This window comes from Actinophytocola oryzae, assembly GCF_004364325.1.
Classification (GTDB): Bacteria; Actinomycetota; Actinomycetes; order Mycobacteriales; family Pseudonocardiaceae; genus Actinophytocola; species Actinophytocola oryzae.
On record NZ_SOCP01000001.1, the window covers coordinates 388,947 to 401,415 of the forward strand.

At 71.1% G+C, this 12,469-nt stretch carries 9 protein-coding genes; 8 read left to right on the plus strand and 1 reads right to left on the minus strand.

The genetic code is table 11. The features are described from left to right. Positions 1–443 precede the first annotated feature (443 nt). Genes CLV71_RS01635 through CLV71_RS50060 form a run of 7 tightly spaced genes read left to right on the plus strand, consistent with a single transcriptional unit; the run spans position 444 to position 10,643 of the window. Positions 444–1,334, plus strand: a complete 891-nt coding sequence (locus tag CLV71_RS01635) for a vWA domain-containing protein (RefSeq protein WP_166663873.1) — start codon at positions 444–446, stop codon at positions 1,332–1,334. Then, complete coding sequence (locus tag CLV71_RS01640) at positions 1,331–2,905, plus strand: Hsp70 family protein (RefSeq protein ID WP_133900738.1); 1,575 nt, start codon at positions 1,331–1,333, stop codon at positions 2,903–2,905. Before CLV71_RS01635 ends, CLV71_RS01640 begins: the two co-directional genes overlap by 4 nt. Beyond that, positions 2,902–5,463 (plus strand): hypothetical protein, encoded by a 2,562-nt coding sequence (locus CLV71_RS01645; RefSeq protein ID WP_133900739.1) that lies wholly within the window; start codon positions 2,902–2,904, stop codon positions 5,461–5,463. Before CLV71_RS01640 ends, CLV71_RS01645 begins: the two co-directional genes overlap by 4 nt. A 32-nt stretch (positions 5,464–5,495) precedes the next feature. Then, the gene (locus tag CLV71_RS01650) at positions 5,496–6,605 is read left to right on the plus strand and encodes a TRAFAC clade GTPase domain-containing protein (protein ID WP_133900740.1); all 1,110 of its coding nucleotides are present in this window, start codon (positions 5,496–5,498) and stop codon (positions 6,603–6,605) included. After that, a complete protein-coding gene (locus tag CLV71_RS01655) occupies positions 6,602–8,869 on the plus strand; it encodes a GTPase-associated protein 1-related protein (RefSeq protein WP_133900741.1) in 2,268 nt (755 codons plus the stop codon). The genes CLV71_RS01650 and CLV71_RS01655 overlap by 4 nt, the downstream gene beginning before the upstream one ends. A gap of 2 nt (positions 8,870–8,871) precedes the next feature. Then, positions 8,872–10,512 carry a TRAFAC clade GTPase domain-containing protein gene (locus CLV71_RS01660; RefSeq protein ID WP_133900742.1) on the plus strand — a complete coding sequence of 547 codons (1,641 nt, stop codon included), beginning with the start codon at positions 8,872–8,874 and terminating at the stop codon, positions 10,510–10,512. Beyond that, positions 10,509–10,643 (plus strand): hypothetical protein, encoded by a 135-nt coding sequence (locus CLV71_RS50060; protein ID WP_279588707.1) that lies wholly within the window; start codon positions 10,509–10,511, stop codon positions 10,641–10,643. Before CLV71_RS01660 ends, CLV71_RS50060 begins: the two co-directional genes overlap by 4 nt. Here CLV71_RS50060 and CLV71_RS01665 read toward each other — a convergent pair. Then, complete coding sequence (locus tag CLV71_RS01665; protein WP_166663874.1) at positions 10,640–11,014, minus strand: nucleotide exchange factor GrpE; 375 nt, start codon at positions 11,012–11,014, stop codon at positions 10,640–10,642. The two genes, CLV71_RS50060 and CLV71_RS01665, sit on opposite strands and share 4 nt — an antisense overlap. A 53-nt stretch (positions 11,015–11,067) precedes the next feature. Between CLV71_RS01665 and CLV71_RS01670 the strand changes: the two genes are divergently transcribed. Next, complete coding sequence (locus CLV71_RS01670) at positions 11,068–12,462, plus strand: TIR domain-containing protein (protein WP_133900744.1); 1,395 nt, start codon at positions 11,068–11,070, stop codon at positions 12,460–12,462. Positions 12,463–12,469: the final 7 nt, after the last annotated feature.

The window sequence follows — 12,469 nt, forward strand, 5'->3', positions numbered from 1 at the left end:
CCGCGCGTTCACGCTCGTCTCCGGCATACCCACGCGAATCAGGTCGACCTGGAAATACAGATCTGGTCAAGCTCTGATCCAGGTAGCCCAGGCACGCTCTCCACAGGCAACGCAAGCGCTGACCTGGGGGCGCGATGACAACGATACGACTTCTTCGAGTCGGCGCCGGGCCCATTCCGCGCCCGGCCGGGTCGGACACCAAGATCAATTGAGTTGGTGAATTCCGACCCGTTCACACAGGCGACGAGGCCGATATGGACAACTCCTGGACAGAATCACACCCCCGCCCGCTATCGGGTATGACGGCGGCTACACTCCCGTCTACTTCGCAGGTCGAATCAGAGAGTATTCGCGTTCATTTGTCCAAACCACCGAACCTCGCCTCCGGAACCCTGCCACGGGTTCTGCGCCGGATTGCCGTAGTCTGCCTGTCGGTCGTATTCATGCTGGGTGGCGACCTGTGTTTCGCGGCAGCGCAGCCGAACACACCCAACCCGCCGTGGCCTGCCAGGTGCCCGCTGCGACTGGGTCTCGTCGTCGACCAGTCCAGTTCCATGGCGCAACGGTTCGGTGACGTCCGCGAGGCCGCACGTAACGTCGTCGACTCGTTGCGCGACAAGCATTCCGAGGTGTCGATCATCGGCTTCGACGCCGACGCCGAGGTCGTCGCCAGGGCCGTGGACGTTTCTGACGACGACGCACGCCACGACCTGAAGGACCGGATCGACGAACTCGAGGCCAACGCGGGCGCGGGCGGCGCGACGAACTGGGAAGCGGCCCTCGTCGCCGCCCGTTCGCTCGATCCGGACGTCGTCATCCTGGTGACGGACGGATTTCCCACCGTGTACGGGGACCCGGTCCGGGAGGGCGAGGAAGCCGTCGCCGCGGCAGCCGCGGCCGCCGACCAGCTGAAGAACGACGGCACACGAGTCTCCGCCGTCGGGGTCGACCTGGCGACCGGCGCCGAGGAAAACCTGCGGACCATCACCGGCCCCGCCCGAGGCAATGACTACTACACCACCGACACGACCGGCCTGCTCCGTCGGCTCTACGAGATAGTCGCGAACTCGTGCGGCGTGTCCGTGGCGGCACTGCCCCGCCCGGAACCGCCCGAGTTCCCACTGGCCCGCACGATCCTGGGGTCGCTGGCCGGGCTGGCACTGCTCACGTTCGTCGCCTTCCTGTTCCGCCGACGCCGTGGCGCGGCCACCGGCGCACGTGGCCCGGCCAGAGGCGGCAGGGCGGTCGTCGCCGACCAGCGCATCGACCACGGCCACCTGACCAGACAGTTGCGTGGCGACAGGAACCCACCCTCCACGAAGGACCAGTCATGAGCCGTCCCGTACTCGGTATCGACCTCGGAACCACGTACTCGTGCGTCGCCGCTCTCGACGAAAGCGGGCGGGCCACCGTGCTGCCCAACCAGGAGGGCGACCTGACCACGCCGTCCGTCGTGTTCTTCGAGGACAGCGGCAACGTGGTCGTCGGCAAGTTCGCGAAGAACGAGCTGGGGCACGACTCCGGCCGCGTCGTCGACCTCATCAAGCGGCACATGGGTGAGGAGGGGTTCACGGTCGGCATCGACGACAGGGAGCGGTACCCGCAGGAGATCTCCGGCCTGATCCTGCGGCAGGTCGTCGAGGACGCGCTGAACGTGCTCGGGGTGGAGGTGCCCGCCGACGGCCCGCTCGCCGACGTGGTTATCACCGTGCCCGCCTACTTCGGCGCCGCCGAGCGCCAGGCCACGCGTGACGCGGGTGAGATGGCCGGGCTGAACGTGCTCAACATCGTCAACGAACCCACCGCCGCGGCCATCGCCTACGGCCTCATCTCCTCGGGCGAGGACCGCAGTGTCCTGGTGTACGACCTCGGCGGCGGCACCTTCGACGTCACGATCATCAACGTCACGGAGAACGAGATCCGCGTCGTCGCCACGGGCGGCGACCACCACCTCGGCGGCGCGGACTGGGACAGCAAGCTCGCGGACCTCGTCTGTGAGAAGTTCGCCGAGCAGCAGTCCGGGCAGGACCCGAGAACGGACCTCGACGCGGCGGGCGCCGTCGAGCTGTTCGCCGAGGAGGCCAAGAAGGCGCTCACCCGGCGGGACACCTACAGCGGCACCATCGTCGCCCACGGCCGGCGCGCGAAGATCGAGATCACGCGCCGGGAGCTGGAGGAGACCACCGCCGACCTGCTCGGCAGGACCCTCGACTTCACCAGGGACGTCCTGGGGCACGCCAGGGAGAAGGGCGTCACCAGGATCAGCGAGCTGCTGCTGGTCGGCGGCATGTCCCACTCGCCCGCGGTGAAGCAGCGGCTCGTCGAGGAGTTCCCCGACCTGCCGACACCCCAGCTCGCCGACCCCGACCAGATCGTGGCCAAGGGCGCGGCGTTGTTCGCGGCCAACAGCGTCGCCGAGGCCGACGGCACCGCGTCGCCGGTCGCGGGCCTGCCCGGCAGGGCCGCACTGCCCAAGATCGTGGACGTCACGTCGAAGGGGTACGGCATCGCGGCGGTGCGTGACCGGCACAAGTCCGCCGACGAGCTGATGGTCGCCTGGCTGATCCGCCCCAACGACGAGATCCCCGCCTCCCACCGCGAGACGTTCTACACCATCTCGGACGGGCAGGAGACGGTCAACGTCTCCGTGTACGAGTCCACGACCGACGTGCTGAGCGACGAGCTGGAGGACAACCTCAAGCTCGTCGAGGGCGAGCTGACCGGCCTGCCGCCGAACAAGCCCGCGGGCCAGCCGCTCGAGGTCTCGTTCATCCTCGAGGCCGACGGCATCCTCCGCATCACCGCCGTGGCGAGCAACGGCAAGGAGCTGACGCTGGAGGCCAAGATCAGCGGCCTGGTGCCGGAGGAGGTGAAGCGGTCGCCGCTGCCCGCCATCCAGCGGTGAGCGAGTGGCGCTTCGACAGCGACCGGTTCGTGGACGAGGTGCTCAAGCCGGTGCAGGACGGCTGGCGCCCCGACGGGGACCTGTTCCGCGTGTACCTGCTGTCGCCGGAGGCCACCGACAGCGGCACGATCCGTGCCGCGCTCGCGGAGGTCAACCGCAGGCTCGGCGGCCAGCAGTACCGCGGCTTCAAGCGTGCCTGCGAACAGCTGCGCGCACAGCACGCCGCCGCGACGGCGACGCTCACCGACCACTCGAAGCTGACCGCCCACCGGCGCGAGGTCGCCGCCCACCGGCGCAAGCTCGGCGCGAGCCTGCGCCAGGAGCTGCGTGGCGCGCCGGGGATGTCCACGGCCGACGTGCAGGCACGCGTCCGGCAGTCGAAGGGCGCGCTGACGCCGACGACGGTGCGGGCGGCGCTGGAGGAGATCGGTGCACGCGAGCTGGACCCGGTGGAGCTGCCCGCCACGCCGGAGCCACGCCAGTGGACCGACACCCCCAACCTGCTCTCGCAGCTGCACCACAACTCGCTGTGGGAGTACTTCGCCACCACCCTCGGGAGCGCCACCCCCACCGCCCGCGACCTCGAGACCCGGCGGGAGCGGCTGCGGGTCTCCCGTGACGCGAGCACCAGCGCGGAGACGACGCTGCTCAAGCGGGTCCAGCAGTGGCTGGAGGCGGGCGAGCTGGTCACGGTGCTCCGCCACGAGCTGCTCGCCGCGCTGGCGGCACAGGTCACCTACGGCTACGCCGAGGTCGCCTCGGCCGCCGCGGGCGCCGCCGAGCGGCTGCGGCCACTCGGTCTGCCCGCCGACGCGGGCGCGGTCGCCTACGCGACGTGGTGCCGCCACCTCGCGAGCGCGGCCGCGGCGGAACCCGCCTGGCACGACGACTACCGCGCCGCGACCAGGGACCTGCGGCTGCGACATGCGCTCGCCGTGCTCGACGGGCAACCGGGACTGAGCGACGAGTGGCGCACCCGGCGCGACGAGCTGACCGCGCAGCTGGCCGCCCTCGACGCCGAGGTGGCGACGTACAGGGCGATCGAGGGCACCGACGTGGAGGCCGCCGTCGCCGGGTACCACCGGATCCGGGAGCGGCTCAGCGACCGCGAGGTCGACACCGCGATCGAACGCTGCCGTCCGGCGCCACCCGGGTCGGCGTCCGCCGTCGCGACCGGCGGCCGGGTGGTCGTGTCCTGGCGGCCGAGCACGGCGACCGAGGGTCGCATCGGCTACCGCGTCACCCGCGGCGGCACGGTCGTGTGCGAGGAGACCGCAGGCCTCGAGACCGTCGACGAGGACCCGCCGGGCGGGACGCCGCTGACCTACCAGGTCCACACGCTCCGCGAGGGCAGCCCGTCCGCGCGGGCGGCCCGCACCGGCACGGTCACGGTGCTGCGTGACGTGCTCGACCTGGACCTGCGCGGCGAGCCGGACGGCATCACCGGCCGCTGGCGGCTGCCCTCGGGTGCGTCGGGAGCCGAGGTGACCCGCGACGGCAGGCCGATCCGCGACGTGGGCTCGTCGAGGTTCGCCGACCGGGACGTGCGGCCCGGCCGGTCCCACGACTACGTGGTCCGTGCGACCTACCGCCTCGCCGACGGCACCACGGCCAGAAGCGGCGGCGTGCACGCCTCGGCCCGCTGCCAGGAGGTCCCCCTCCCGGTCACGGACCTCGCCGCCGAGGTCGACGGCGGCGAGGTGACCGCGTCCTGGACACCTCCGGCACGAGGCGACGTCGAGGTGCTGGCGCTGGCGCCCGGAGTGGACCCACCCGGCCACGACGTGCTCCCCGTGGCGAAGGCACGCTCGTACGGCACCGTGGTGAGGTCCGTCGGCCCCGCGGGCACGGGCAGGCTGCGCGGCAGGCTGGACGCGGCCGACAAACGGCAGCGGCTCGTGCCGGTCACGGTGCTCGGCGAGCTGGCCGCGATCGGCACACCGTGCACGGTGGACGTCCGGCACGGCTCGGTGCGGTCGCTGCGGACCGGCAGGCGCGGCGCGACCGTGCAGCTCACCTGGGAGTGGCCGGCGGGTGCGACGGCGGCACGGGTCGTGTGGCGCACCGCCGCGAAACCCACGGGCCCGACGGACCCCGACGCGTCGGTGCTCGACGTCACGAGGGTGACCTACGACAGCAGCGGCGTCTCGCTCCCGGTGCCCGACGGCGACCACTGGTTCGGTGTCTGCACGGTCCTGACCGACGGCAGGGCGCGGAGTTTCGGCCCGCTCGTGCTCAAGCGGGAGAAGACGCGGGCGACCGTCGACTACACGATCGAGCGAGGTCCGTTCTGGCGGCCACGCCTGCGGGTCCTCGTGGTGCGTGGCGAACCGGGTCTGGAGCTGCCCGCGATCGTGGTGACCGCCAGGTCGGGCCTGCGCCCCCTCGACGCGGACGACGGCGAGCACGTGCTGCGGGTCGAGGCGGGCACCGCGCCGGTCCGCGCGGAGTTCACCGTGCCCGCCGGGCTGCGCAGGCCGGTGCACGTGCGTGCCTTCGCCCGCGACGACCGTACGGTCCTGGTCCCCTCCCGGCCCGACCAGCTCGTACTGACCTGACCGCCGAGACCCTGGTGTCCGAGGACGAGTAGATGGCCACGACGAAATGTCCCTACTGCTGGACGAGCCACCGGCGCAACCAGCTGCACATGCGCTGCGGCGAGAGCTGCGAACACCGCGGCACGCCCTTCCCCGAGCGCGAGCTGAAGAACGAGCGCTGCCCGCACGGCAGGCTGCCGCAGAGCAGGCGGGTGTGCCCGAGCTGTGGCCGGGACCTGCTGCGTGAGTACGTCGACGGCGGCGGCCGCAACATCGCGGTGATCGGGTCCGCCGACTCCGGCAAGAGCACGTGGGTCGGCGTGCTGGTGCACGAGTTCCAGCGCGGGCAGGTGAGCGAGCGGTTCGCCGGGATGTCGCTCGACCTGCTCGGCGAGGAGTCCCGCACCCGGTACCACCGGGACTTCGACACGCCGCTGTTCGAGGAGCGCAGGCCACTGCGGCAGACCGCGTCCGCGCGCGTGAAGGCACCGGAGCCGCTGATGTTCAGCCTCCGGTTCCGCCGCACGGGGATGTTCGGCGCGACCCACGTCGCGCCGGTCGTGACCGTCTTCTACGACACCGCAGGCGAGGACGTGGCCCGTGCGGACGCGATGGACCAGCTGATCAGCTACCTCGACGCGGCCGAGGGGATCATCCTGCTGCTCGACCCGCTGCAGATGGCCAAGGTCCGCGAGCACGTCGGCTCGAACGGGGCGAGATCCGGCTACACCGAACAGCTCCACGTGCTCAACCGGCTGAGCGAGCTGCTGCGCGAGCGTGGCGGCACGAAGGCGGGCAGGCGGCTGCGGACCCCGCTCGCGATCGCGCTCACCAAGTTCGACCTGCTGTCGGACATGTTCCCCGAGGAGTCCCCGCTGCACCAGCCGTCGGGGCACGTCGGCGTCTACGACGAGGCCGACGGGCTCGACGTGCACGAGGAGGTGCGTGCGTGGCTCAACCAGTGGTACGACCCGGCCTTCGACCGCAGCATCGCCAACGCGTTCGAGACCTACCGGTACTTCGGCATGTCCGCCCTCGGCGCGCCACCCGTCGACGGCAACCACCTCGCCCCGCAGGGCGTTCACCCCTACCGCCTCGAGGACCCGATGTTGTGGCTGCTGGCCCGTTTCGGCGCGATCAGGATGACGAAAGGCAAGCGATGACCATGCACCAGCTGCACTACACCTCGTGTGAGGACGGGCTGGAGGGCATCCAGGGTTTCCAGGTCAGCGCCATGACGGCGGGTTCGCCCAGACCACTGGTGGAGCTCGCGGTGCGGGCGAGTGCCTACGAGGCAGGCCCGGGCCTCGCCGCGCAGGGCGACGGCGGCGACCTCGGCGCGTTCCCCGTCGCCTTCGGCTACGTGCCGTCCGGTCAGGCCGCGACGCTGTTCCAGAGCCGTTACACGGGGTCGGACTTCACCGGCAGGACGGGCAACTACTTCGCCCACGCGGTGCTGCTGGAGGACGCGGACCGCCAGCTCGGCAAGGCGCTGCCCATCGACATGTGGCGCAGCCCGACCTGGGTCCACACCCGGCCGGGCGGCACCGAGCTGCCCGCGCTCGACACCGTCACGCCGGGTGGCACCACGACCCGCCCCAAGGTCCGCCGGTTCCTGTCCGAGCCGGGACGCACCGGCAGGCTCGCGCTGATGACCAGCGCCGTGCAGCGGGTGCTCGCAGGCGGCCGTGGCCGGGTCGTACTCGTGGTGCGTGACGACCAGACGGCCGCGCTCTGGCTCGCCGCGCTGTGCCAGTCCTTCCCCCGCGACCTGGTCCTCGGCATCTCCTTCCTCACCTACACCTCGCGTCCCGAGGACGCGGGCGTGCTCGTCAGCTGCACGACGCCCGACGTCCACCTGCCGACGTACGGGGACTTCACGGTCGTCGACATGACCACCAACTCGGCGGAGGAGGACCCGACCCGCTACGCCGTGCTGCTGTCCCGGCTCTGGGCGACAGGGGACGTCACGTCGGCGAGCCTGGTGGGGTGGGACCGCGTGTCCCCGCCGCTCGCCGCGGGGGAGCTGGACGCGTTCGCCGTGCTCGTCGAGTGCGCGACCGGCGACCCCGTGTCCGACGTGCCGGGCCCGCTCCTGCTGGACGCGGTCGAGCTGGCCGTGCGGCGCGCACCCGGTGTGCTCGGCGACACCGGGTGGCGGCGGCTCGCAGGCCTGCTGCGGGAGGCGGGCGGGCCCGTGGACCTGACCCGCTGGTCCGACCTCGTGCGGGAGGCCGTGGACAGGCGGGAACCCCTGCCCGCCGACCTGCTGAGCGCCTACTACGTCGCGGCACTGGGCGCACCGGAACGGCTGTGGCTGCCCCGGCTCGACGCCGCGCAGCTCGACCACGTCGCGACCTCCGCCGTGCTGCCCGCCATCACCGGTACGGGATCGGACGTTCTCCTCGACCGGCTCGCCGACGACCCGAGCCTCTGCGCCGCGACGGCACGCGCGCTCGAACAGCGCCTCGCCGCGCGGGACGAGCTGGTCCCGCTCGTCGAGGCGCTGCCGCCGCGTGCGGCCGCGCTGCTGCGCCGGTGCCGGCCGGGGACGCGGGTCGCGATGCTGACCGATCTCGTGCTGGCGCGTGCGGGCAAGGAGGACCGGGTCGACGTGCTCGCCAAGGTGGCCGCGGGCGGCGACGTCGACCTGTCGCGGCTCGGTGCGGTCCTGTGGCCGGCCGAACCGTCCACACAGGACGCCGTACGCGTGCTGCGGACGCTGTCGGTCGAGGTGTTGACCCACTCCCGGCTCCTCGACCGGATCGCGGGCGCGGTGCTGCGTGAGGCCGACCGGGACGAGCAGGCACCCGAGCAGCTCCGCCTGGTCGACGCGCTGCTCGAGCCCCGGATCGCGGCAGGCCTGGCACCGACGGACGTCGTGGTGCTGCGGGCGGCCAAGCTCGCAGGCCACTTCCGCCAGGCGTCGCCGAGGAACGGGTCGGGCCGGATGGTCGAGGACAGCCTGGAGCTGTACCAGTCGCTGCCGTCCAAGGTCGGCGACCGGCTCCTCGGCAGCCTCGCGATGTTCATCCTGCGTGCGGACGCCGCCCAGCACCGCGAGCTGTTGGAGCAGTCTCTCGACGTCGGCGGCAGGCGGTTCCTCGCCGCCTACGGGGAGAAGGCGGGCGCCACGCTCGCCAAGGCGTCGCCGAACCTCGTGGCTCCCACGATCGTCGTGTGGTGGAGCATCTCCGACACGCGCGCCCGCCAGCAGCTCATCAACGAGACCCTCGCGGCGGCACTCAAACGCCGCAGGCCCAAGCAGCTCGACAAGATCGGCGACCTGCTCAAGCCGACCGCGGGCAGGCTGACGGTCGACGTGAAGCCGCCGAACGACAGCTGGGCCAAGTGGTGGCGGAACTGGCGTTCGACCCACCAGCGCAGGAGCCTGCTGGACCGCCTCGGGCTACGCAGGGAGCGCTGACCGTGCCGATCATCTACCTGGGCCTGGCCGCCGTCGCGGTCATCGTGGTCATCTCCATCGGGATGTACCTCCTCGGCTTCCTGCTCGCCGTGCTCGGCTTGGCCTTCCTGGCCGGTGCCGCGCTCGCGCTCGTCCTCGGGACCTACAAGTACATCGTCGCGTCCCTGGACGGCTTCGTGCCGAACGGCCCGATCGAGCACCTGCGCATCGGACCCAGGCAGGAGAAGGGCGCCGACCCCGCCTACCGCAGCTACTACGCGGGGCCGGTGCTGCGCGACTACCGCATGGTGCTTGCCCAGACCTACCGCGAGATGTGGACCACGCTCATCGGCGACATCGACTCGAGGAAGGCGCACCGGCCCGGCCCCGAGTCCTGGGCGTCGAAGGTGTGGGGGTGGGCGGAGAGCTCCATGCTCTACCCGGCTCTCAAGTACCCCGCCGCGGTCGTGGTGATCGCCGGGTTGTTCTTCGGCGCCCTGGCCGCCAGCACGTTCGTCGCGGTCGCCTCCCTGGTGTTCGCGGTGCTGCTGGTCCTCCTCGTGCTGTCCGCGGTGGCCACCGCGGGCGGGTCGTGGGTGTTCGAGGTGGGCGTGCTGTGGGTGCGTGGCATCACGATCGAGTGCGGCACCTGTCACGTCCGCGCGACGCGGCCGATCTACCGGTGCCCGGACTGCCGAAGCGAGCACCGGCGGCTGCTGCCGGGGATGGCGGGCGTGCTCCACCGCACGTGTGCGTGCCAGACGGTCCTGCCGACCCTGCTCGCGAACGGCAAGGCGAAGCTCCCCGCCCAGTGCGCCGAGTGCAAGGCGCAGCTGCCGATCCACGGGCTCACCGCGCCGACGGTGCACATCCCGGTGATCGCGGGACCGACCGCGGGCAAGTCGGTCTACATGCAGACGGCGGTCAGCAGGCTGATGCTGCGGGACGACGGTTTCGAGTTCGCCGACGAGCGCGCGAAGCAGGACTTCGAGCGCAACCTCAAGCTGGGCGTGCTCGAGGATCCGCGCCGTGCCGTCAAGACCGCCGTCACCCGGCCCCGGGCCTACAACGTCTACGTCGGCGCGGAGGGAAGCAGGTCCCGGCGCCTGCTGTACCTGTACGACCCGGCCGGCGAGATCCCGGAGAGCGCCGACCAGCTCGCGGAGTCGCAGTTCCTCAAGCACACCAAGGGGATCGTGTTCATCGTGGACCCGTTCTCGCTGCGGCAGGTGCGGTCGGACACCGACCGCGCGGTGCTCGGGCGGGTCGGCGCGTCCAACACGGCGCCCAAGGAGGCGCTGGAACGGTTCACCGAGGCACTGCGTGAACACCTGCGCGTCAAGTCGAGCGAGCGCATCAAGGTCCCGGTCTCCGTCGTGCTCACCAAGGCGGACGCCTTGCTGGAGCCGTCGGGACCGACCCACCCGTACGCGGGGCGGGTGCTCGGGAGCCGGGCCGACCACGACGCGGCGGCACGGGACTGGCTCACCGAGATGGGACAGCGCGACCTGCTGTCCTCGATGGACAACCAGTTCGCGACCGTGGCGTACTTCGTCGTGAGCTACCAGGACGCGCGGGACCTCGGGTCGACGGCGGGCGAGGTCGTCAACGACGACCCGGCCGCCCCGGTGCTCTGGTTACTGGACAGGAAGGCGTTGCGATGAACGACATCCCACGCGCGGTGATCACCGGCAGGCGGGTCGCGATGGCTGGACTCATCATCGCGATGGTGCTCACGGTGCTGGCCGTCGTCATGCTGATCGCCCTGTGGGCCACGCGGCCCGTGGTCGTCTAGTCGGCCGCGGCGAACTTGAACACCACGACCTCCGCGAACCGCACGACCTTCTCCTCGGTGCGGTACCCGGGCCTGCGTGCGTCGCAGACGTGCCCGTCGAGCGCCTCGTCGTCCGTCGGCCGGGTACCGACGGCGCGGTGGCGGCGCCGGTCGAACTCGCTGCCCGGCTCGGCACGGAACTCCTCGACGCCCTGGCGTTCGAGGATCATCGTGACGTCCTCGACGACCTCGCCGCACAGTCGGACGAGGTCGTCGTTCTCACGCATGGCGACCGTCCTGCTGCGCCAGTCGTCTGCCAGCTTGATCAGCTCCCGCACGGCCGACCGCGTCTGCGCGGGCGTGGGAGGTTCGGTCTCGGTCTCGTTCTCCACGGTTCGAAAATAGTAAGCGCAGGCGAGGTAATCAAGCTCATCCGAGAGAAACCATGTACCGCATATTCGTGAACTACCGGCGAGGTACGCACTCGATGTCGGTCGCGGCCCTCGCCCAAAGTCTTGCCCACCATTTCGGCGACGACGAGGTTTTCCTCGACGTCGGTATTCCGTCGGGGGAGCAGTATTCGGGGGAGATCAGGAACCGGCTGCTCGGCTGCGACGTCCTGCTGGCGGTGATCCACGACGGCTGGCTCGAGACGTTCGGCCGGACGCGCTGGAAGGACTGGGTCCTCTACGAGATAGCCACGGCGCTCGAGAAGCCCATCACCGTGATCCCGGTCCTGCTGGAGGACGCGAAGCCGCCGGTGTGGGAGGAACTCCCCGAGCAGATCGCGGACCTCTCGCTCATCCAGACCGCACGCATCCGGTCCGCCGAACTCCGTTCCGATGTGGACAACCTCATTCGGCGAATCGAACACCACATCGACGTCGACGACCCCGTACCGCCGAAAGAACGGGCGGGATCCGGGCGGAAGAGAACGGGGCTGAGAATCGCCGGGCTGGCATTTCTGCTGTTCCTGGTGACACCGGTGCTGTTCTTCGACGCCGGACCGCTGTGGCGGATGTTCGCCCTGCCGGCGTTCGCGTCGGCCGCGTTGCTCGCGCTCGCCTCCGCGTTCACGGTCGTCACGTCGTGGTCGCTGAGAAGGGTGGGGGTCCGCCTCGACCGGAACGCCGGCCGCCGATCACACCGCGAGGCGCTGTCGAGGAGCTGGCTCCTGCCGGCACTCCTGGTCCTCTTCACCGCTTTCTCCGTGTCGAGGGCCATGACCCAGGACGGTGGCTGGCAGGAGTGGGAGTGGTGGTACGTCGCCGTGATCGTCCTGGTCACCGTCTTCTACTTCCACCGCTGGTGGCGCCGGACCACCGAGGACGACGACGCGTGGCCACCGCCCGTGTCCCCGGACCACTGGGTGTTCCGGCGGGCGGCCCTGCGGCTCCACGACAGGCTGACGACCGACAAGGAGTGGCGCCATCCGCGGTCGAGGAAGACCCAGCGGCAGGCCGTGTCCGTCTACCTGGACCTGGCCCAGGCGCGACAGGACCTCGTCGACAGGGCCACGATCCCCGTCACCCGCTGGATCCGCAACGGGTACGACGGACTGACCAAGGTCTACCTCGCGTGGTTCACCAGCGTCGTGCTGCTGGACCTGGCGGCCACGGCGGCACTGGTGTTCGGCGACCCCGTGCGGGGGACGCCGTTCCGGGTCATCGCCATCACCCTCGCCGGAGCCGCCGCCTTCACCGCGGCCATGGTGACGACCTGCTTCCTCCTCGACCGCTACCGGGTCACCAGGTGGATCGACGAGCTGACGGAGTGGCAGTCGAGACTGGGCCCGTTGATCTTCTGTGCCAACGAGTCCGCACCCGTGCAGACCCGATAGGACGCGC

Coding starts and splice junctions, on each gene's coding strand:
- CLV71_RS01635 (WP_166663873.1), top strand. CDS start 444: ATGCTGGGTGGCGACCTGTGTTTCGCGGCAGCGCAGCCGAACACACCC.
- CLV71_RS01640 (WP_133900738.1), top strand. CDS start 1,331: ATGAGCCGTCCCGTACTCGGTATCGACCTCGGAACCACGTACTCGTGC.
- CLV71_RS01650 (WP_133900740.1), top strand. CDS start 5,496: ATGGCCACGACGAAATGTCCCTACTGCTGGACGAGCCACCGGCGCAAC.
- CLV71_RS01655 (WP_133900741.1), top strand. CDS start 6,602: ATGACCATGCACCAGCTGCACTACACCTCGTGTGAGGACGGGCTGGAG.
- CLV71_RS50060 (WP_279588707.1), top strand. CDS start 10,509: ATGAACGACATCCCACGCGCGGTGATCACCGGCAGGCGGGTCGCGATG.
- CLV71_RS01670 (WP_133900744.1), top strand. CDS start 11,068: ATGTACCGCATATTCGTGAACTACCGGCGAGGTACGCACTCGATGTCG.